Consider the following 19606-nt stretch of genomic DNA (forward strand, 5'->3'; position numbering starts at 1 on the left):
AACGAAGAGGTGATGACATGCGGATCGATTGCGACACCTGCCCAGTGCGCGACCGGCAATGCGCCGACTGCATGGTGACGGCGCTGCTGCAGCTCGCACCGCTGGAGCAACGCCTGGACGGCGACGAGCGACGCGCGGTCGACACTCTCGCGTCGGCCGGGCTGATCTCGGCACAGGAAGCGGTGTCGGCCACCGCGCGGATCGAACCCTGGAAGCCATTACGGTCGACCGGGTGAAGACGTCAACCCGGCAGGCGATCACGCGTCGTATGGCGTGCTGCGTCGGCTGGGTGCTGGTCGGTGGGGTCGTTGCCGGTTGTTCCTCGTCGGCCACCGGTGCATCGCACACCGTGCGCGACGGACAGCTCGTCGTCACCGGCAGCGCACCCGAGGCGCGGTTGCGAACCGTCGTCCGCGACGCTCGCACCGCAGTGGACCGGGTCCGGAAGTTGTGGGGGAGTTCGGTGCTGACCGAGCCGGTGCACATCGAGGTGCCGGCCGACGACGCCGGGTTCCGAGCCGCGGGCGGTTCGGCCGAACCAGGCGCCCAGATCGCGGCGACGACGACGGCGGCGGGCCGCGTCGTGCTGGCGCCGGCCCTGTTCAGCCAGGTCACCGGCCAGGGCGTGGTGGTCGTGCTCACCCACGAGCTGACGCACGTGGCGCTGCATCAAGCCGGTGACTCCGACATCGCCCGGTGGGTGGTCGAGGGCGCAGCCGAGTTCACCGCCTATCGGCCCACCGGCCTCACGCTACCGCGGCTGGCACCCCAACTCGCCGCCGCGGTACGTGCCGGACACGTGCCGATCGGGCCGCCGTCGGACGCTCGGTTCCGGTCCGCCCCACAGGCGGCATACCAGGAGGCCTACGCGTGGTGCGCGTTCCTCGTCGACCGGTTCGGGACTACCCGATTCACCGGCTTCGTGCGATCGGTGCACACCGGTCAGCTGGCTGAGTTCGCGGCCGCGTTCGGGTCGTCGATGAGGTCGCTGCGCCCGCCGTTCCAGCAATTCCTGCGGACCCAGGTCGCCGCCGACAGCACGTCGAGCGCTACCGGCGGCTGAATCGTCACGGGCCGACCTTTGCTCTTCGCCTGCAGGTAGGCTCCCCGGCATGGCCGACAGCACCAAGTCCTCCGTTTCGATCAAAGCCGCACCTGCCGAAGTGCTCGATGTGATCGCAGACTTCGATGGTTACCCGGAGTGGACCGGCCAGATCAAGAGCGCAGAGGTGCTCAGCGAAGATGAGCAGGGCTGGCCGCTGCAGGTCCAGTTGACGTTGGATGCCGGTGTCATCAAAGACACCTACGTGCTGGCCTACACGTGGGACGTCGCCGAGGACGGCACCGGAGTCGTGTCCTGGGAGCTGGTGAAATCCAGCATCCTGAAATCGCTCGACGGCATCTATCGGCTGACCAGTGACGGCGAAACGACAAACGTCACCTATGAACTCACCGTCGACCTGAGCATCCCGGTAATCGGCATGATCCGCCGCAAGGCGGAGAAGACAATCATCGAAACCGCCTTGAAGGGCTTGAAGAAGCGCGTCGAGGGCTGATGGAAGTTATTTCTGAACAAGAACAACGTGCCTGATGGCTCCACACGTTCTGCTGGTAGCGGGACCCGGTGGAGCGGGAGCGTCGACCGCGGCCGCGCACGTCGCCGACCAGATTGCCGCGACAGGCCGCGGGGTCACCGTCCTGGACGACGACCCGTATGACGGGGCCGGCACGCGATGTCGTGAAGCGTCTGTGCTCCGGGTGGCCCCAGAGGGCACCGACGGTGATGGCGGCCACCCCGTGCTTGAAATGCTCGGCGGCTCCGCCGAATTGCTCGAACCGTTGCGGCATACGACGACTGCTGCGTCCCTGAAACTCCTGTGGTCGATCCCGGTCGACCTGCCTGCCGATCACCTGGTTGTCATCGACTCTGGTGCGAACGCTCCGGAGCTGGCGCGACTGGCCAGGACACTGCCCGGCACCCTGTTGCGGATGTCGCGTCTCGGCACCGGCTGGTTGCGCACCAGCAGGCCGCTGCTCGCGGCGATCGGCGGCCGACGCTCAGGGCCGGCGATGCTGGCGCACCTGCAGTCGGCCGCGCAGCGGGCGCGCGGCATACGCAATGCACTGTGCGGTGCGTCCGGCGGTGCGTTGCTGGTCGCCGGCGAGGAGGAAAGACAGCGCGACTCGGCGTCGGTGTCGGGCTCAGCGGGGTGCGGGTGCGTGGTGTGACCGGCCTGGATGGTCGCTTCAGCGAGTTGTTGCCCGGTGTGCCGCGTCTTGCACCGAAGGACTTGCTCGCCGAACTTCAGCGGGACACCGAACTCCCGTTGCGGATCCAGCCCGACGATGCGACGGAGGGCTACCACATGCGGATGCCGTTGCCGCTCAATGATTTTCGGGATCTCAAGCTCCATTGGTCCGGGCACAGCCTCACCCTTTCGGCATGTGGCTACCAGTCACTGCTGGAGCTGCCGTCGGCATTGCAGCGATGCCACCCGTCGGGTGCCCAGCTGCGAGACGGCATGCTTGACGTTGCATTCCGCCCGAACCGAGCAGGAGCCTGACGTGACACCCGACGAGCCCTCCGACCCTGACGACAAACAGTCCGGTGCGTCCAACGTCGCCGACGAAGCGATGCGGTTGGCCGAGGCGTTCGCGGTCTGGGCGCAGAACGGCAAGCTTGCGGCCGACGTCGCGATGCACGACGCGCCGGCTGACCAAGCAGCCACCAGTGGCACGGAATCCGCGGACGCGCCGAGTGCGCCGCCGAGGGACGGCACCGCAGCCCCCAGCTGCGATTGCGCACACGGTGCCGCGGTGGAAGCCGTCTGTCGGATGTGCCCTGTCTGCCGTATGGCGGGCCTGGTGCAGGCCGTCCAGCCGGACCTACTGGACCGGGTGGCCGACCTCCTTGGCCTGGTGGCCGGAGGTCTGCACTCCGCGGCGGAGCAGCGTCGTACGTCCGACACCGGAACCGGCGACCCCGGCTCGTCGGGGCAACACCCGGACCGCGGGATGGACGTCCCGGTGACCGGTGGGGACGACGACTGAGATGGGCCGGGAACGAGCAAGGGAGTTGGCGCGGTGACGGATCCCAAGACCTCTCTCGCGATCGGCATCGACATCGGCGGCACCAAGGTTGCCGGCGGCCTGGTGGACGCCTCGGGGGCCGTGCTCGATCAGGTCCGCCGGAACACTCCGCATCGCACGACCGAGCCGAAGGTCGTCGAGGATCTCATCGTCGAGGTCGTGCAGGACCTGCTGGCCCGCGCTGCGAGCGACGTGGTCGCGGTCGGCATTGGCGCCGCGGGGTTCGTGGCGGCTGACCGCGCGACGGTCGTCTTCGCACCGCACCTGTCGTGGCGCCACGAGCCGTTGCGCGATGCCCTGCTGCAACGCCTCGATATGCCGGTTTTCGTGGACAACGATGCCAACGCGGCCTGCTGGGCCGAATACCGCTTCGGCAATGTCCAGGGTGAATCCCATGTCGTGATGGTCAACCTCGGCACCGGCATCGGCGGCGCGATCGTCGTCAACGGCCGTATCCAGCGCGGCCGGTTCGGTATCGCCGGGGAGTTCGGTCACATGCAGGTCATGCCCGGTGGGCACCGCTGCGAGTGTGGTAACCGAGGCTGCTGGGAGCAGTACGCCAGCGGCAATGCGTTGGTGCGAGAGGCCCGTTCGCTGGTCATGGCCGGATCGCCACTGGCGCACGACCTCGCGGCGAGCGTCGGTGGTGACCCGCGTGAGCTGACCGGTCCGATGGTGACCGAGGCTGCACGCGCGGGCGATCCGACGGCCGCCGAGTTGCTTGCCGAGATCGGTACCTGGCTGGGGACGGGCCTCGCCAACCTGGCCAACGCGTTCGACCCCGGAGCCTTCGTGATCGGCGGCGGCGTGAGTGCCGCCGGGAGCATGCTGCTGGACCCGGCACGTGACTCGTTCCGTCGGCATCTCGCCGGCCGCGGTTATCGGCCGGAGGCACGCATCGTGCAGGCCGCGCTCGGCAACGAGTCGGGGTTCGTGGGAGCCGCGGACCTGGCCCGCACCGCCGTCGCCGAACGGGCCGGCACGGTCGAGGAGGAGTCAGAATGAGCCAGGTCGCCCCTGGTGCGCCTCGCGATCCACACGTGATCCGGGTGGCGTCATACAACGTGCGTGCGCTGAAGGACGATCGTGCGGCGCTGGTTGAGGTGATCCGCACCATCGCACCGGACGTGCTGCTGGTGCAGGAGGCGCCGAGGCATCCGGTCTCTGGTCATCGCATCGCGACGTTCGCCGACGAGGTCGGGCTGACATGGTTCGGCGGGAAGCGTTTTCGGATGAGCACCACGCTGATGACGAGCCTGCGCCTGGACGTGCTCGATGCGTGGCACGGCCGGTTGCCCGTGCGCAGGTTCGACGAGCCGCGCGGTTTCGGTATGGCGACGCTTCGGTTGCCGGGGCATCGGCCGCTGGTGGCTGCCAGCGCACACCTGTCGTTGCGAGGTACCGATCGATTGCCCGAGGCCAAGGCTTTGCTCGCCGCGGCGAGCGTGGCGGATTCGCCGATCGTGGTCGGCGGCGACCTCAACGAGGAGCCATCCGGGGATGCGTGGCGGTACCTGGCTCACGAGCTGCGCGAAGTGTCCGCGGACCGGCCGACCTACTCCGCGCAGCAGCCGCACAAGCGCATCGACGGCATCTTCGCATCGGCCGGATTAGCAGGCAGCACACCGGAGTTGGGCCTGGCCGAGCCGCGGCTGGCCGCGGCGACCGATCACCTGCCGGTGGTCGTCGACCTCGACGTCAGTGCTCTGGCGGTGTCGGACTAGAGGACTGCGCCGTCGTCGTCATCGTCGTCTCGGTTCTTCGGTGACCGCATGAACAGTTGGACGACTCCGGCGACGAACAGCGCGCACGCCAGTACCCACCACAGCGAGGGTGCGTAGCGGTCGAAGAAGAAAAGATAGAGCAGCCAGGCCGGTCCGCCGACCAAACAGCCGACCATCGCCCAGAAACCCATGTCGTCACCGCTCGGCAGGGGTTGCGGCGGCGCCGGCACGAAGACGTCAGCCTCGTCATCGTCCAGCATCGACGCGGATCCACTCGGCGGCATACGCCATTGACTGGGTAGGCCCGCGAGTGGCGTGGGCTCCGGCGTCGCGCTCTCGACGTCGTCGTCCTCATCGGCACCGGCATCGGTATCGGTATCGGTATCGGTCGAAGGGGCGGGCGTCACGGCCTCGTCCCAGTCCGCCTCCTGGGGCTCCAATTGCGCGACGATCTCGGCAAACCGGCGATCGATGTCGGTCTGCTCCTCCGGCTCCTCGCGGCCCTCGAGGCTCATACAGGCTCGATCATGGCCGCGAAGTCACCCGCTGGATGAACTGCATGATTTCATCCTCGATCAGAGCGGCATCGTTGTCGAGGGTGGCCACGTGATAGCTGTCGGTCAGCAGGATCTCGGTCTTGTCCGTGCTGGACACTCGGGCCAGCAACAGCGCCGAGCACTCCGGTGGCACGACGTGATCGTCGGGGAGTGCAGCAGGAGGACTGGCTGGGTCACCTGCGGCAGGTCGCGTGTCACCTGCGCCCACATCTCGCGCTGCGACTGCAATGCGCGCAGCGGGGTGCGGTCGTAGGCGACCTCTCGGGCTCCGGGCTTCTTGATGTCGTTGGCGATCGATGCGATCGACGGCACCACGTGCTGCAGCGCCGGCAGCGCCTTGAGTCGGATGTCGCGCATCGTGTAGGCCGGGTTGATCAGCGCCAGGCCGTGTATGCCGTGGGGGTGGCTCTGCGCCGCGAGCGTCGCGAGCGTGCCGCCCATCGAGAGGCCGACCGCGACGATGCGATCGCAGCGCTGCCGCAACTCGTCATACGCAGCATCGATCTCGGACCACCAGTCGGTCCAGCGCTTGGTGTTGAGCTCCTTCCACGTCGTACCGTGACCGGGCAGGCGGGGCAGGCGCACGGTGTATCCCTCATCGGCGCACCGGCGGGCGATCGGCAGCATGCTCTGCGGGGTTCCGGTGAAGCCGTGGCAGACCAGCACACCGACGTCCGAACCGTCGTGAGCAAAGGGCTCGGCTCCAGGAAGGAGGTCCATGGTGATTCCTTTGCTGAGTCCGTTTCGAGGTGATCGTCCGGCAACATCCTTTCACCTCAGTCGTGGCGCGTGACGCCTGCCGTATCCTGCACGCGAACCCGGTGACTCCATTCGGTTGCAGGTGCGAGCGATGGGAACCAGCCCCGGTGAGAAGGAGATGCAGTGTTCTATTGGTTGCTGAAGTGGGTGCTGCTGGGCCCATTGCTCAAGGGCGTCTTCCGCCCGACGGTCGAGGGTGCCCAGCACGTCCCTGAGCGGGGACCGGTCATCCTGGCGAGCAACCACCTCTCGATCGCGGACTGGCTCTTCATGCCGCTGGTGATCCCGCGCCGCGTGACCTTCGTGGCCAAAGCCGAGTACTTCAACACGCCGGGCATCAAGGGTCGCCTGCAGAAGGCGTTCTTCTCCGGAGCCGGCCAGGTGCCGATCGACCGGAGCAGCGGCACGGCTGCCGCGGGCGCACTCGAGACCGGCCTGCGGATCCTGCGTGAGGGCGACATCTTCGGCATCTACCCCGAAGGGACCCGGTCGCCTGACGGTCGGCTCTTCAAGGGCAAGACCGGCCTTGCGCGGATAGCGTTGGAGTCCGGCGCACCGGTGATCCCGGTCGGTGTCATCGGCACCGACGTCATCGCACCACAGGGCAAGCTCTTCGGTCGGATCGTCCGACCGCACGTCCGCTTCGGTGAGCCGATCGATTTCTCCCGTTACGAGGGCATGGAGGACGACCGTTTCGTGCTCCGGTCGATCACCGACGAGGTGATGTACGAAATCATGCTGCTCACCGGCCAGGAGTATGTCGACGTCTATGCCGCGTCGCTGAAGAAGGGCGGCCTGACGCAGAAGGCGAAAGAGATCGGTGGTGGCGCGGCCGCGCTCGCGACTCAAGCCAAGGATCGACTGCAGCATCACAAGGACGAGAAGACCACCGATGGCGCACCGGTCGACGAGCCCGACGAGACCGAGGCGCAGGCCGTGCCTGAGGACGGCGGCGACGAGAATCGCACCACCTCTACTTCTGATTCGGACCACTAGGCAATACCGGGCGCGGCATACCCATATCGCGCCCGTACCCTTGACCGGTGAGCACGACGACCCCAGACGCCTTTTCCACGCCCCGGCTGCTGACCGAGCAGATCGAGTGGCCGGCTCTGCCCGCACTGCAGCAGCCGCAGTGGCCGGACTCTGCCGAGGTCTATCGCGTCCGTGCCGAACTCGCCGCCGCGCCGCCGCTCGTCTTCGCCGGTGAGTGCGACGTGTTGCGCTCGCGGCTTGCCGCTGCAGCGCTCGGCAACGCCTTCGTGCTGCAGGGTGGCGACTGCGCCGAGCGCTTCTCGGAGGCCACCGCGGACAACATCCGGGACCGCGTCAAGACGATCCTGCAGATGGCGGCCGTGCTGACGTATGGCGCCAGCACCCCCGTCGTCAAGATCGGCCGGTTGGCCGGTCAGTACGCCAAGCCGCGCAGCAAGGACACCGAGACCCGCGGCGACGTGACGCTGCCGGCCTTCCGCGGCGACATCATCAACGACTTCGACTTCAACACGGAGTCACGCACGCCCGATCCGCAGCGGCTACTGCGCGCCTACCACACGGCGGCGTCGACGCTGAACCTCGTACGCGCTTTCACCACAGGCGGTTTCGCCGACCTGCGGCAGGTCCACGAGTGGAACCGCGGCTTCATCGCCAACACGGCCTACTCGCGGTACGAGTCGATCGCCCGTGAGATCGACCAGGCGATGAAGTTCATGCTCGCGTGCGGTGTCGACTTCGAGTCGACACCGCTGTCCGGCGTGGAGTTCTTCGCCAGTCACGAAGCGCTGCTGCTGGACTACGAGCAGCCGCTGACGCGCATCGACTCCCGCACCGGCAACCCATACGCGGTGTCGGGACACTTCGTGTGGGTCGGGGAGCGGACTCGTCAGCTGGACAACGCCCACATCGATTTCGCGGCGCGCATCCACAACCCGATCGGTGTGAAGCTCGGCCCGTCGGCCGACCCGGACGAGGTCGTGTCGCTGATCGAGCACCTGGACCCGCAGCACGAACCCGGCCGGTTGACGTTCATCACCCGAATGGGCGCGGGCAACGTCCGCGACAAGCTGCCGGCGATCGTCCGCCGCGTCACCGAGACAGGTGCGAAGGTCGTCTGGATCTGCGACCCGATGCACGGCAACACCTTCGAGTCGTCCACCGGCTACAAGACCCGCGAGTTCGACGACATCATCGACGAGGTTCGTGGCTTCTTCGAGGTCCACCGCGACCTCGGCACGGTGCCTGGCGGGCTGCACGTGGAGCTCACCGGCAACGACGTGACCGAGTGCCTCGGTGGCAGCGAGAAGATCCTGGACGCCGACCTCGAGAAGCGTTACGAAACCGCCTGCGACCCGCGCCTGAACCACCAGCAGAGCCTGGAGCTGGCATTCCTCGTCGCAGAGATGCTCTCCCACCGCTGATCCACCGCCAAGCCGTCATTCGGCATGGAGGGCGACGGTGTCGAGGGCGCGGACCTGCAGGTCCGCGGCGGCGGCGAAGGCAGCCATCGACTCGTCCAGCAGGCGGGCGTCGCGTAGCAGCAGCTGTGCGGGGGTGATCAGGTCGGCGTCCGAGCGTTGTGTCGCGATCGTGTCGAAGAGAGATGCCGAGCGGGTGTAGACGTAGTCGCTCGTACGACGATCCTCGGTGAGACCTTCGGCGATGGCCCCTATCGATGCGGTGAAGTGATTGCGTGCGTCGTCGAGGGCCGCGACGTCGCCGCTCAGGTCGGTGCCCGTCCACTCGGTCGTCGCGGCATGCAGGCGGCCGCTTTCCTTCAACAGCATCCGGGCGCGGTGCACGGACGCATCGGCCGACGAACGCAACCGGCGGTGTATGTCGCTGTTCGGCCCCGGCACGCCGCGCAAGGGCTTCAGCGAGGCGACCAGCGTCTGATGTGCCGCGTCGAGATCTCTTGCAGCAGAACGCAACTCGGAGTCGGTGCATCCTCCGGTCGCCCGCCGCAGCGCGCCGTCCGCAAGGGCTGCAACGGCTTGGACGTGCGCCCTGGCGGCGATGCGCACAACCTGCCACGACCGGATGGGCAGCACGAGGATGACCGTGAGAATCGCGATCGCGGCTCCGATGGCCGTCTCCTCCAGACGCAGTCGCAGGAGCGAATCGGAGTATTCACCGAGTTGGACATAGAGCTGCGAGACCATCACCGTGATGCCGATGACCATGAAGGCGTAGCTGATCCGCATCAGATAGATGCCGAGGCCGACGGCGACGAGCACCGTGAGCACAGCGAGATCGGTGTGGTGACCGATGGCATGGGCGAGCAGTGAACCCACGAAGACACCGACGACGGTGCCCACGACGCGCAGCAGACCCTTCCGGACCTGTTCGCCGGCGTTGTTGGCACCCATGAACGTCACGAACGCGGCGATGACCGCCCAGTAGAAACGACGGTCGGACAGGACGCTGCCGACCAGGATCGCACCCGTGACCGCGACCCCGAGCTGTATGGCGACTCGCACATTAGAAGCCAACCGGACCCTGTCGATCGCATGGGGCCCACGCTCCGTCGACGCATCGGCACTGACCATCGTCGAGCCTGGCAGCCAGCCGCCGAACAGTTGGACGGAGGACGTGAAGTCGGTGTGGTCGTCGACTTCTTGCGTGTCGAAGGTTCGCTCGGCGATGTCGGCCCAGTCGAGCACGCTGGTCGCGAATCGGTGCAGGATCACCCGCCGGTTTCGCTCCTCGTCGCCGGCGGGCGGTCGAGCGGCATACTCACGCAGCTGCTCCAACATCCTGCTGGCGGTATGACGTGCCGTCTCCGGGTCGTGATGCCCGACCGCCATCAGGGAGGTGCGGACCGACGCGCGGTAGCCCCGGCTGATGCCGGACTGCCCCAATGTCGCGGCGAACCTCGCCATGTTGCTGAGCGCTTGCTCGGCGTCGAAGACGACTTGGTGAAGATGACGTGCCGACGTTCCCTCCGGGAGCGCGGTGGGGGCGGTCAGCGCTGCGTCCACCATCAGGGCGGTCTCGTTGAGGTTGACCGTTCGCCGGCGCAGCCGTGCCGCGGCCCGGCGGTCGGTGGGGTCGTCCAAGACTTCCAGGGCGCTGTCGACGAGGGCCCGTGCTCGACTCGCGAAGGTCCGCCGGACCCGGCGCAAAGCTCGCCGCCGGCTGGGGTGGAACAACACCAGTTGCGCAACCGCCGCGACGAGGGCGCCGATTCCGACCTCCGGAGCGAGCCACTCGAGACTGGAGAAGGGCACCTGGGCGCCCAGGAAGAACCCCATGAAGTGCCCCATGAAGAGCAACTGGCCGACGAGGAAACCCCATGGACCGAAACGTCGGAGGTAGGCGCCGCCGGCGAGGATCACCGCGAGCAGGGTCAGCGCCAGCGGGCGGTCCTTGCCGGTCGCCAGTCCGATGGCCAGGCCGGCGATCATCGGAATCGGCATCAGCAGGATGGTGAGGTAGAGGCGGCCGACCGACGGAAGCATCGGCCCGAAGAAGGTCGCCATCAGGCAGATCATCGCGCCGACCATCATGCTCATCACCAGCATGGCGTGATTGCCGGCCGCAGCCTTGGCGGCCAGCTCGGTCGGCAATCCGGTCAGCGGTTGTTGCAGGGCGCCGGTGACGTTCACGAACATCCGCTCGGCCAAGAGCGCTGCCCCGATGCTGACGACCACCTGCATTGCCATCCGCAGCCGGTTGAGTCCGGGGTCGGCGGCGAGGAACCGGTCGAACCATTCGGCCGGGGTGCGGCGCGGCGCGAACTGTCGGGTGGGAGTCTTCGGGTTGCCGGACGTGGGTGTCTCGTCCGAGATGGCTGGCTGAGAGATGATTCCCGTCATACCGCGCGCAGGGAAAGAGTCCGGGTGATCACTTAGGCATCCTATCGGACGAGGCCTCCGTTTCCGGACCTGCTCCGTGTGACCTCGCAGACAGGGGACAGGGAGCGATCAGACGACGTCGATGGTGATGGTGCTGCCCTTCGGTGCCTGGGTGTCGGCCTTGACCGACTGTCCCTGCACCTGGAAGAGGACCGGCACCAGCAGTGGGTAGTTGGTTTTGACCTGGAAGCCGAGGTCCTCGAGCTTGGTCTTCGCGGCGCCGGCACTCATGCCGACAACCTCGGGGACGCTAACCATGACCGGCCCCTCGGACACGACCAGCTGGATCTTGTCGCCTCGGTGGCCGACGCCGTTCGGCGGGTTCTGGCTGATCACGTCGCCGCTGGCAACGGTGTCGCTGTGCTGCGCCGCACCGAACGTCACCGTGAAGCCGGCGTCGGTGAGGGTCTGCTCCGCGTCCGCCTTGGGCCGACCGGTCACATCGGCGATGTCGATGGGCTGCTTGCCCTTGCTGATCACCAGGTCGACCTTGGTCCCGGGCTTCTGGGTGCTGCCGCCATCCGGGGCGACTTGAGCAACCTTGCCGCTGGCGGTCGTCTCGTCATATGCGTGGGTGACCTTGCCGACCTTCAAGTGCGCGCTCGTGATCGCGGTGCGGGCGGCGGCTTCGGTCTGCCCGACCACCGACGGAACGGTGTAGCGCTCGGCGCCCTTGGAGACGGTCAGTGTCACCGTGGAGTTCTTCCGGGCGTCGTCGCCGGCACCGGGGGTCGCCGAGACGACCACCCCGCGGGCGACCTTCTCGGAGAAGACCTGGGTGACGCGGACGTGCAGCCCCGCATGTTGTATGGCGTCGACGGCGCGCCCCTGCTTCTTGCCTGCGACGGTCGGGACCGAGACCGTGCCCAACGGTCCGGCGGTGAAGGCCCACGCGCCGAGCCCGCCCGCGATCAGCAGAACGACGAGCAGGATCCCGGCGACCCAGGGCCAGCGCCGACGGCGGGTGCGGCCGATCGGCGGCGGACCGCCGCGACCGATGTGCTGTGTGGAGTCGGCATCCAGCGGGCCGGTCGCATGGTCGTCGGGACGGTCCAGCGGCTGGGTGCGCGGAGCTTGGTCGAGTGCGGCCGAACCGAGCCTGTCGCGGGTCAGGTGCAACTCGTGCAGCATCGCGCCGGCGTTGGCAGGTCGGTCGCCAGGGTTTTCGCGGTCGCTCGCATCACGAGATCGTCGACCGCCCGAGGCACCGTCGGCACCGCGTCGGACGGGAGCGGCATCGTGCCGTGGACGTGCTGGTAGGCAACGTGGATGGGGGAGTCGCCCGGGAACGCCTTCTCACCGGTGAGCATCTCGAAGAGCAACAGGCCGGTGGCGTAGACGTCGCTTCGCTCGTCGGCCCGGCCGCTCTCGACCTGCTCCGGCGACAGATAGGCGGCGGTGCCCAGCAGCACGTCGCTGTCGCCTGTGAGGGTGTCCGTGGTGACCGCGCGGGCCAGCCCGAAGTCGGCGACCTTGACGCCGTGCGCGCCGAGCAGGACGTTCTCCGGTTTGACATCGCGGTGGACCAGCCCGGCCTGGTGTGCCGCGTCGAGGGCACGCAGGATGCCTTCGGTGAAGTCCAGCGCCTGCCGCACCGGCAGCGGTGCATCGCGCCGGATCAGCTGCCGCAGGGTCTGCCCGCGGACCAGCTCCATGGCCAGGAAGACGTAGTCGTGGTCCGAGCCCTGGTCGGTCACCGCGACGACATTGGGGTGCGTCAGCCGGGCTGCCGAGCGGGCCTCGCGGCGGAAGCGCTGCACGAAGTCGGCGTCGCGGGCCAGATCGGGCCGCATGATCTTGAGCGCGACCTCCCGGTCAAGCCGCTCGTCGAGTGCGACGTAGACCGAACCCATTCCGCCGTCGGCGAGGTGTTCGCGGACGACGTATCGCTCGTCGATCGTGCGACCGACGAGCGATGGTGCGGAAATTGACACACTCAAAGTCTACGAACCTCGTGCTCCTGCGCCGGTCAGGTGACCTGGCGCGCCTGGAGGCTTATTCTGCGTTTGCGCTGCGAGTCGCAAGCTCCCTGCAACGCCAACGCATCTCAAGCTTCCTGTGCCTGATGAAAATAAGCTTCGCTGGGATGACTCTCTCAGAGACGCTCCATGAGGGCCTTGACGTTCCGTACGTACTGCCGGGTGTCGGCATACGGCCCGTGCTGCTTCACACCGGCGAGACCCTGGTAGTAGCCACCGATCGCCTGATCCAGGTTCGCGGCGTTGCTGGTCAGGTAGCGCAGGATCGCGACTCCGGCAGTGATGTTGTCCTGTGTGTCAATCAGGTCCAGGTGGCGACCGACCATTCCCGAGGCCCACTCACCGGACTGGGGCAGGACCTGCATCGTGCCGATCGCGTTGACCGGTGAGACCACGCGCTGGTTCCAGCCGGACTCCTGCCAGCTGATGCCGAGTGCGAGCCGGGGATTGACGCCATACCTGCGAGCGGTGTGTTCGATCATCGACTTGGTCTGGGTGCGGCTCGGCACGGAGCGCTTTGCCAGAGCGTCCCTGGTCGCCCTGACCCTGGCCGATCCACGGGTCGCTTTCGAAGTCTTCTTCGCGGTCTTGTGCGCCGTCCTCTTGGGGTTGGCCTTCGTCGGCGCCGCGGCCTTGTGCGGTACCGCGTATAGCGGGATGCGCAGCACCGATCCGCTGAGTATGCGGTTCGGGTCGCCGATGCCGTTGGCCTTGATCAGTGCCGCGACGGAGACATGGTGGCGTGCGGCGATCCTTGTCAAGTTGTCGCCTCGTTGCACGCGGTATGGCGAAGCGATCCGAGTGGCCTTCTTGGCGACGGCGGTGCTACGCCGTGGATGCAGCTTCGGTGATTTCGACTTCGCCCGCTTCGCGTGCTGGGACGCCTTCTTGGCGTGGGTGTCGGCCTTCGCGTGGATGGCGTGTACGGCAGCCGGGGGTGCGCCGGTGGTGAGCGGTGGCATGGGTCTCCTTAGCCCGAGCGGACGTTCTGGCAGTCCGGATGTGGCAGTTGGGACAGATGTGACTCGTTGTCAAACTAGCGGCTCACCTACGTCAGATGTCCGACCCACGCCGCAAGCGTGTCGAGACTCCCGACCGTGGTTACTACGGTTCGCCGGGTGCGAAGCGCCCCTTTCGATACGTGCTGGGGCGTTGCCTAGACTCTGCTCTCGTGACTGATGCGACGAGCGACCTGGAGACACTGGTCGGAGACTGGCTGTCGATCCCCGAATTCGGCGAGGCGCTGGGCCTGACCCAGCGCCAGGCGCGCCGGCTCGTCGACGACAAGGTTGTCATCGCACACCGGGTCGGCCCCAACAAGGCGCTGTGCGTGCCGGCGGCCTTCGTCGAGGAGGACCACCTGCTGACTGCCCTCGAGGGCACCATCACCGTGCTGTTGGATGCTCGGTTGTCGCAGGTCGAGGCCCTGGAGTGGTTGTTCACGGTCGACCCCACCCTGCCGGTCGAGGGTTCGCCGATCACGATGCTGCAGGCGCACCGGAAGGCCGAGGTGCGCAAGCGCGCCTCGGAACTCGCGTTCTGATCCATGCGGCACCTGGCGTATGCCGCGGTGCTGGTCGTCTGCTTGGCGGCGACGGTGCCGTTGGTGCCTGTGTTCGGCCTGACCCGGATGCGCCGGTTGCCTGTGCTGTTCGCCACGATCACCTGCGCTGCAACACCATTCGTGATCTGGGACCTGTGGGCCACGCATGCCGGGCAATGGCACTTCGACGGTGGGCAGGTACTGGGCGTTCGGCTGTTCGGGTTGCCGTTGGAGGAGTGGGCGTTCTTCGTCGTCATACCCTTCGCCGGAATCGCGAGTTATGAGGCCGTCGGCAGCTTGTTGCAACGGCGGCGCGGTCGATGACCTACACCGTGCTGGCACTCATCGCGGTGCCCGTGGCGCTCGCCGTCGACCTGCTGGTCGTGCGCACCCGCGTCGTGCTGACACTGCAGTGGTGGATCGCCTACGCGATCACGCTGGTGGGGCAGCTGGCGGTGAACGGCTGGCTCACCGGCCGGCGCATCGTAACGTATGACGGATCGGCCATCCTCGGCTCGAATCACGAACGTTTCGTGGGGGATTGGCGGATCTGCTACGCGCCGATCGAAGACATCGGCTTCGGGTTCGCGCTGGTGCTGCTCACCATCGTGTCGTGGCGCTGGTGGAGCTCCAGGGGCGCCCACCTGCCAGCGAACGACTGAGGACGGTGGCACGCCGTGCCGCTGGGACGATCGTGCGGCCTCGACATACCTCGAAGTCGCGTCGCTCGATCTCTCGCAGGATCTCGCTGTAGAGGCCGAAAGCGGCTCGTAGGCAAGGCCGGACGACCGGGTCGACCTCAGCGAGGCCGGGCTGTGCGGCGTCATACAGGGTGCGGGCGCGGGAGATCTCGAGCTGCACCAAATGGCGCAGTGCCGGGCTGCTCGTGCCGGTCGCGATGCACGCGCCGAGCTCGTCCTCGGTGCACCCGACGGCGCGAAAGTCCTGCAACGGCAGGTAGATCCGACCGCGTTGCCAGTCCTCGGCAATATCGCGGATGAAGTTGGTCAGCTGGAATGCTTCGCCGAGAGCCGCAGCGTAGGGCAGGCCGGCCGCACCACTGCCGAGGATCGGCGCGGTCATCTCGCCGATCGCGGCGGCACTGCCGCGCATGTAACTGCGCAGGTCATCCCAGGTGGCATAACGGGTCGTCGTCAGATCACGGCGCATCGACTCGAAGAACTCCTCGAAGAGCCGGCCCGGTATCGCGAACTCCCGCACTGTATGGCGCAGCGCGCGCAGCACGGGATCGGACGACTCGCAATCTCCAGATATGGCGGTCGCCACCTCGGATTCCCACTCGCGCAACGCATTTGACGGATCAGTGCCGACCGCCGGAGCATCCACCAGGTCGTCGCTGCGCCGGGCCACGGCATACAGGGCCCAGACGTGGGGGCGACGACCTGGTGGCAGGAGGCTCGTCGCGCGGTAGAACGACCGGCCGTGCAGAGCGTTGATGTCGCGGCACGTCCGATAGGCGGCGCTCAGCTCATCCATGCCTGGTGAAGCGCCTCTGCCCAAGACCGGCCAGCACCCGCTCGGCGGCCAGTCGACCACTGATCAGCACCATCGGCACGCCGACACCTGGCGTCGTGCCGGATCCGGCGAGCACGAGCCGCGGACCGATCACGTTGGGCTGGCGGAACGGCCCGCTCTGCCGGAAGGTATGCGCGCTGGAAAATGGTGTGCCCCAAGGCATTCCGCGATCCTCCCAGTCCTGCGGCGTGATCAGGTGTTCCCCGACGAGGTCGTTGACCGGGTAGCCGGCCACGGTCAGGGAGCGCAGCATGTGGGCCCGGTAAGCGCCGCGCAGGTCGTGCCAGTCCACGTCAGCGCCGCTGCCGTGACGCGCCGGTGCGGGGAAGAGCGCGTAGAGGACGTCGGACCCGGCCGGGGCGAGCGTCGGGTCGGTCCGGGTCGGCACTGACACCAGGAAGCTGGGGTCGCGCATCGGTCGGCCGCTGGTGATGTCGTCCATCGCACCGCGCAGTGATGTCCCAAAATGCAGATGATGGTGCCCCGCGCCGGACAGGCCGGCAGGCACTCCTGCAGCGAGCAGCACGCAGCTGGGTGCGGGGGTCGTGTCCGGGCGGAGGACGTCCGGGTCGGCCAACAGCGTTGCGGCACGGCCTGGTTCGCAGGTCAGCACGACTGCGTCGGCGTCATACGCCGCCTGGTCGGTGTGGATCTCATAACCGTCTCCGGCCGCCCGGACGGCGTCGACCGGCTCGCCGAACCGGAACTCGACATCGTGTGCTCGGGCGACGTCGACCATCGCACGGACGATCGCATGCATGCCCCCGACCGGATAGGTGACGCCGTGCACCAGGTCCATCGCGCTGACGACGGCGAACATGCCGCGAGCTCGGTGTGGTGGCACTCCGACATACAACGCTTGGAAGCTGAACGCCTGCCGGAGCCGCTCGTCGTGGAAGAACGAGGCGATCAGCCGGTCCATGCGTCCGAACCCTCGCAGCGCGGCGAGACGCGGCAGGGCAGGGCGGATCAGCGAATGCACACCGTCCAGGTTGCGATCGATGAAATGAGGGAGCTCCACGTCATACAACCGCTGGACGTGTCGGACGAACCTGTCGTAACCCGCGGCGTCCCGCTCGCCGGCCAGCTCCCGTATGGCGTCGTGCATGCGCTGCGGATCGGTGTGCATCGACAGGCTGCTGCCGTCCGCAAAATGTGCGACGTATGCCGGGTCGAGGTCGACGAGCGTCAGGTGGTCCTCGAGCGTCTCACCGACGGCGGCGAATGCCCTTGCCAGTTGGTCGGTTTCGGTGAGGACAGTCGGCCCGAGGTCGAGACGGTAGCCGTCGACCGTCACATCGGGGCAGCGTCCGCCGGCAGTTGATTCGGCCTCCAGGACGGTGACCTCGACCCCCGCGCCACGCAGGTGCAACGCTGTCGAGAGCCCGGCAAGACCGGCGCCGACCACGACCGCGGTTCGCGGTTCGCCGGGCCCCGGAATCACGAGGAGCGTGCCGTGGAGATGTCGATCAGGTCGAGCAGCGCGTCTCGGCCCTCGTCAGTCAGCTGGGCGGTGTCCAGGGCGGTCCGGGCAGCATCTGCCTGGGCGGCGATGAGCTTCTCGGTCTGGTCGACGGCTCCGGTCCGCACACACTTCTCGCGCAACCACACCACGTCATCGGGGGCGATCTGCGGGTCGCCGAAGACAGCCCGGAAACGCCCAAGATCCATCGGATTCATGCCCTGCAGCGCATAGGCGATGAGCACTGTCCGCTTGCCCTCGCGCAGGTCGTCACCGGCCGGCTTGCCGGTCTGCTCGGGATCGCCGAAGACGCCCAGGAGGTCGTCGCGCAGCTGGAACGCCTCCCCGAGCGCGAGACCGTAATCGGACAACGCGGACAGCGTGGCGTCGTCCGCCCCCGCGCAGGTCGCTCCGATCAACACTGGGTGCTCGATCGTGTATTTCGCACTCTTGAAGCGAATCACCTTGCGAGCCCGGCTGATTCGCTCCTCCGTCGGCACGTTGTCCCAGGTCTGTGCGGCCTCGATGACGTCGAGGTACTGCCCGCCCATCAGCTGCGTGCGCATGGTGTTCAGGACTCGTCGCCCTCGTGCCAACCCCTCGGCGGGTAGCCCACTGGTCGAGTAGATCTCGTCAGTCCAGTTGAGGCACAGGTCGCCGGCCAGGATCGCACCGGCCTCGCCGAAGCGCCCTGGATCGCCGGCAAGTCCGCGCTCGCTGTGTATGTCGGCAAGGCGGCGGTGTGCCGACGGCATACCGCGCCGCACGTCGGAGTCGTCCATGACGTCGTCGTGCAGTAATGCCGCGGCCTGAAAGACCTCGAGGGACATCGCTGCGCGCACCAGTGCGGCGCTTTCCGGGCCACCGGCCGCCCGGTAACCCCAGTAGAAGAAGCCCGCGCGCAGCCGCTTTCCGCCGCTCAGCAGCGCGAAGACGGCGTCCAGCAGGTCGGCCATGTCCGGCCCGAGTGGTGCCAGGATCCCTGCTTGGGTCCGGCGCTCCTCATCGAGCGCGTGCTGGACGCGGGCTCGCAGGTCGTCGAGGTCGGCGGTGGGCAAGAGACTGTCCTTCCGAATGGTGATCGAGTTGAGCGTAGTCGCCGAGTCGGTCCGTAGGCTGGGCGGCATGACGATGCGGACCGACAAGTCCGGGCGCCCGATTCCCGAGCTGCTGGCGGAGGACGGCCCGAGCTTCAGTTTCGAGTTCATGCCGCCCCGCAGCGAGCGGGCCGAAGCGGTGCTCTGGAACTCCGTGCGGCGCTTGGAACAGCTGCACCCGACGTTCGTGTCAGTGACGTATGGCGCCGGCGGCTCCACCCGTGACCGGACCGTGCGGATCACCGGGCGGATCGAGCAGGAGACGACGCTGCGCACGATGGCGCACCTCACCTGCGTGGGGTCGTCGGTCGCTGAGTTGCGCCGCGTGGTGGGGGAGTACGCCTCCGTCGGAATCGGCAACATCCTCGCGCTGCGTGGTGACCCTCCGGGAGGACCTGCTGCCCCCTGGATCGCGCATCCGGAGGGGCTGGATCATGCCGACAAGCTGGTGTCCCTCGTCCGCTCGCTCGGAGACTTCACCGTCGGCGTCGCGGCGTTTCCCGACAAGCATCCGGAGTCGGCGTCCCTGGACGACGAAGCGGACGCACTGGCCCGCAAGGCTGACGCGGGCGCGGCATTCGCGATCACCCAGATGATCACTGACGTCGACGCCTACTTGCGACTGCGCGACCTGGTCGATGCGCGCGGCTGCGTCATGCCGGTCATCCCGGGCTTGTTGCCGGTGACTGCGGTCGGGCAACTGCAGCGCTTGACCGAGCTCAACGGGCAGCCGCTCGCCACCGACGTGGTCTCCCGGATCGAGGCTGCCGGCGACGACCTTGAGGCCGTCCGACGGACCGGCATCGCCATCTGTACCGAGCACTCGGCGCGGTTGCTCCGCGAAGGCGCTCCGGGGCTGCACTTCATGACGATGAACAAGTCGACCGCGACCCTGGAGGTCTTCGCCAACCTGCGGCAGAGCAGCCTCGTCTGAGGCCAGTTGCCGGCCGACGTCGCTCGAACGGGTGCCTTGAGGCTTGTTCTGCGTTGGCGTTGCGAGTCGCAA

General features: G+C 67.5%; 24 protein-coding genes. 14 read left to right on the forward strand and 10 right to left on the reverse strand.

The genetic code is table 11. The features are described from left to right. Positions 1-17 precede the first annotated feature (17 nt). Genes ACFQDH_RS14240 through ACFQDH_RS14275 form a run of 8 tightly spaced genes read left to right on the forward strand, consistent with a single transcriptional unit; the run spans position 18 to position 4814 of the window. Positions 18-236, forward strand: coding sequence for a hypothetical protein (locus ACFQDH_RS14240; RefSeq protein ID WP_382402382.1), 219 nt, complete (start codon positions 18-20; stop codon positions 234-236). Beyond that, positions 233-1063 carry a hypothetical protein gene (locus ACFQDH_RS14245; protein WP_382402384.1) on the forward strand — a complete coding sequence of 277 codons (831 nt, stop codon included), beginning with the start codon at positions 233-235 and terminating at the stop codon, positions 1061-1063. The genes ACFQDH_RS14240 and ACFQDH_RS14245 overlap by 4 nt, the downstream gene beginning before the upstream one ends. A gap of 49 nt (positions 1064-1112) precedes the next feature. After that, on the forward strand, positions 1113-1556 hold the full coding sequence (locus ACFQDH_RS14250; protein WP_382402386.1) for an SRPBCC family protein: 444 nt from the start codon (positions 1113-1115) through the stop codon (positions 1554-1556). Positions 1557-1590: 34 nt separating this feature from the next. Then, the gene (locus ACFQDH_RS14255; protein ID WP_382402387.1) at positions 1591-2229 is read left to right on the forward strand and encodes a hypothetical protein; all 639 of its coding nucleotides are present in this window, start codon (positions 1591-1593) and stop codon (positions 2227-2229) included. After that, positions 2226-2564: a hypothetical protein gene (locus ACFQDH_RS14260; protein WP_382402388.1), complete on the forward strand. Its 339-nt coding sequence runs from the start codon at positions 2226-2228 to the stop codon at positions 2562-2564. Before ACFQDH_RS14255 ends, ACFQDH_RS14260 begins: the two co-directional genes overlap by 4 nt. Before the next feature lies 1 nt (position 2565). Further along, positions 2566-3051 carry a hypothetical protein gene (locus ACFQDH_RS14265; protein ID WP_382402389.1) on the forward strand — a complete coding sequence of 162 codons (486 nt, stop codon included), beginning with the start codon at positions 2566-2568 and terminating at the stop codon, positions 3049-3051. 33 nt (positions 3052-3084) lie between these two features. Next, on the forward strand, positions 3085-4095 hold the full coding sequence (locus ACFQDH_RS14270) for an ROK family glucokinase (RefSeq protein WP_382402391.1): 1011 nt from the start codon (positions 3085-3087) through the stop codon (positions 4093-4095). Continuing rightward, positions 4092-4814 (forward strand): endonuclease/exonuclease/phosphatase family protein, encoded by a 723-nt coding sequence (locus ACFQDH_RS14275; RefSeq protein WP_382402393.1) that lies wholly within the window; start codon positions 4092-4094, stop codon positions 4812-4814. Before ACFQDH_RS14270 ends, ACFQDH_RS14275 begins: the two co-directional genes overlap by 4 nt. Here the strand turns inward: ACFQDH_RS14275 and ACFQDH_RS14280 are convergent. From ACFQDH_RS14280 to ACFQDH_RS14290, 3 genes are read right to left on the reverse strand one after another with little or no spacing between them, the layout of a single operon-like run. Beyond that, positions 4811-5329 carry a hypothetical protein gene (locus ACFQDH_RS14280; RefSeq protein ID WP_382402395.1) on the reverse strand — a complete coding sequence of 173 codons (519 nt, stop codon included), beginning with the start codon at positions 5327-5329 and terminating at the stop codon, positions 4811-4813. The two genes, ACFQDH_RS14275 and ACFQDH_RS14280, sit on opposite strands and share 4 nt — an antisense overlap. Before the next feature lie 10 nt (positions 5330-5339). After that, positions 5340-5468, reverse strand: a complete 129-nt coding sequence (locus ACFQDH_RS14285) for a hypothetical protein (protein ID WP_382402397.1) — start codon at positions 5466-5468, stop codon at positions 5340-5342. Further along, positions 5435-6091, reverse strand: a complete 657-nt coding sequence (locus ACFQDH_RS14290) for an alpha/beta hydrolase (RefSeq protein ID WP_382402400.1) — start codon at positions 6089-6091, stop codon at positions 5435-5437. Before ACFQDH_RS14290 ends, ACFQDH_RS14285 begins: the two co-directional genes overlap by 34 nt. 162 nt (positions 6092-6253) lie before the next feature. Here ACFQDH_RS14290 and ACFQDH_RS14295 point away from each other — a divergent pair, with 162 nt between their 5' ends. Continuing rightward, positions 6254-7126 carry a lysophospholipid acyltransferase family protein gene (locus tag ACFQDH_RS14295; RefSeq protein ID WP_382402402.1) on the forward strand — a complete coding sequence of 291 codons (873 nt, stop codon included), beginning with the start codon at positions 6254-6256 and terminating at the stop codon, positions 7124-7126. Positions 7127-7212: 86 nt separating this feature from the next. After that, a complete protein-coding gene (locus ACFQDH_RS14300) occupies positions 7213-8547 on the forward strand; it encodes a class II 3-deoxy-7-phosphoheptulonate synthase (protein ID WP_382404865.1) in 1335 nt (444 codons plus the stop codon). Positions 8548-8562: 15 nt separating this feature from the next. Here the strand turns inward: ACFQDH_RS14300 and ACFQDH_RS14305 are convergent, their stop codons facing one another. The 4 genes from ACFQDH_RS14305 to ACFQDH_RS14320 form a co-directional block, all read right to left on the reverse strand. Beyond that, positions 8563-10944: an FUSC family protein gene (locus ACFQDH_RS14305; RefSeq protein ID WP_382402404.1), complete on the reverse strand. Its 2382-nt coding sequence runs from the start codon at positions 10942-10944 to the stop codon at positions 8563-8565. Between the two features lie 108 nt (positions 10945-11052). Next, positions 11053-12114 carry a Stk1 family PASTA domain-containing Ser/Thr kinase gene (locus ACFQDH_RS14310; protein WP_382402406.1) on the reverse strand — a complete coding sequence of 354 codons (1062 nt, stop codon included), beginning with the start codon at positions 12112-12114 and terminating at the stop codon, positions 11053-11055. Beyond that, complete coding sequence (locus ACFQDH_RS14315) at positions 12093-12917, reverse strand: protein kinase domain-containing protein (RefSeq protein WP_382402408.1); 825 nt, start codon at positions 12915-12917, stop codon at positions 12093-12095. Before ACFQDH_RS14315 ends, ACFQDH_RS14310 begins: the two co-directional genes overlap by 22 nt. A 161-nt stretch (positions 12918-13078) precedes the next feature. Beyond that, the gene (locus ACFQDH_RS14320; protein ID WP_382402410.1) at positions 13079-13924 is read right to left on the reverse strand and encodes a lytic transglycosylase; all 846 of its coding nucleotides are present in this window, start codon (positions 13922-13924) and stop codon (positions 13079-13081) included. A 209-nt stretch (positions 13925-14133) separates the two neighbouring features. Between ACFQDH_RS14320 and ACFQDH_RS14325 the strand changes: the two genes are divergently transcribed. Genes ACFQDH_RS14325 through ACFQDH_RS14335 form a run of 3 tightly spaced genes read left to right on the forward strand, consistent with a single transcriptional unit; the run spans position 14134 to position 15167 of the window. Next, positions 14134-14505 carry an Rv2175c family DNA-binding protein gene (locus ACFQDH_RS14325; protein WP_382402412.1) on the forward strand — a complete coding sequence of 124 codons (372 nt, stop codon included), beginning with the start codon at positions 14134-14136 and terminating at the stop codon, positions 14503-14505. Positions 14506-14508: 3 nt separating this feature from the next. Then, complete coding sequence (locus tag ACFQDH_RS14330) at positions 14509-14829, forward strand: lycopene cyclase domain-containing protein (protein ID WP_382402414.1); 321 nt, start codon at positions 14509-14511, stop codon at positions 14827-14829. Next, on the forward strand, positions 14826-15167 hold the full coding sequence (locus ACFQDH_RS14335; RefSeq protein WP_382403062.1) for a lycopene cyclase domain-containing protein: 342 nt from the start codon (positions 14826-14828) through the stop codon (positions 15165-15167). Before ACFQDH_RS14330 ends, ACFQDH_RS14335 begins: the two co-directional genes overlap by 4 nt. Here ACFQDH_RS14335 and ACFQDH_RS14340 read toward each other — a convergent pair. Genes ACFQDH_RS14340 through ACFQDH_RS14350 form a run of 3 tightly spaced genes read right to left on the reverse strand, consistent with a single transcriptional unit; the run spans position 15106 to position 18561 of the window. After that, a complete protein-coding gene (locus ACFQDH_RS14340) occupies positions 15106-16002 on the reverse strand; it encodes a phytoene/squalene synthase family protein (RefSeq protein ID WP_382403063.1) in 897 nt (298 codons plus the stop codon). The two genes, ACFQDH_RS14335 and ACFQDH_RS14340, sit on opposite strands and share 62 nt — an antisense overlap. Then, positions 15995-17485: a phytoene desaturase family protein gene (locus ACFQDH_RS14345; RefSeq protein ID WP_382403064.1), complete on the reverse strand. Its 1491-nt coding sequence runs from the start codon at positions 17483-17485 to the stop codon at positions 15995-15997. Before ACFQDH_RS14345 ends, ACFQDH_RS14340 begins: the two co-directional genes overlap by 8 nt. Then, the gene (locus ACFQDH_RS14350; protein ID WP_382403065.1) at positions 17482-18561 is read right to left on the reverse strand and encodes a polyprenyl synthetase family protein; all 1080 of its coding nucleotides are present in this window, start codon (positions 18559-18561) and stop codon (positions 17482-17484) included. Before ACFQDH_RS14350 ends, ACFQDH_RS14345 begins: the two co-directional genes overlap by 4 nt. Before the next feature lie 67 nt (positions 18562-18628). Between ACFQDH_RS14350 and ACFQDH_RS14355 the strand changes: the two genes are divergently transcribed. Then, a complete protein-coding gene (locus ACFQDH_RS14355; RefSeq protein WP_382403066.1) occupies positions 18629-19534 on the forward strand; it encodes a methylenetetrahydrofolate reductase in 906 nt (301 codons plus the stop codon). Positions 19535-19606 lie beyond the last annotated feature (72 nt).

The organism is Flexivirga alba (assembly GCF_042661025.1).
GTDB lineage: Bacteria > Actinomycetota > Actinomycetes > Actinomycetales > Dermatophilaceae > Flexivirga > Flexivirga alba.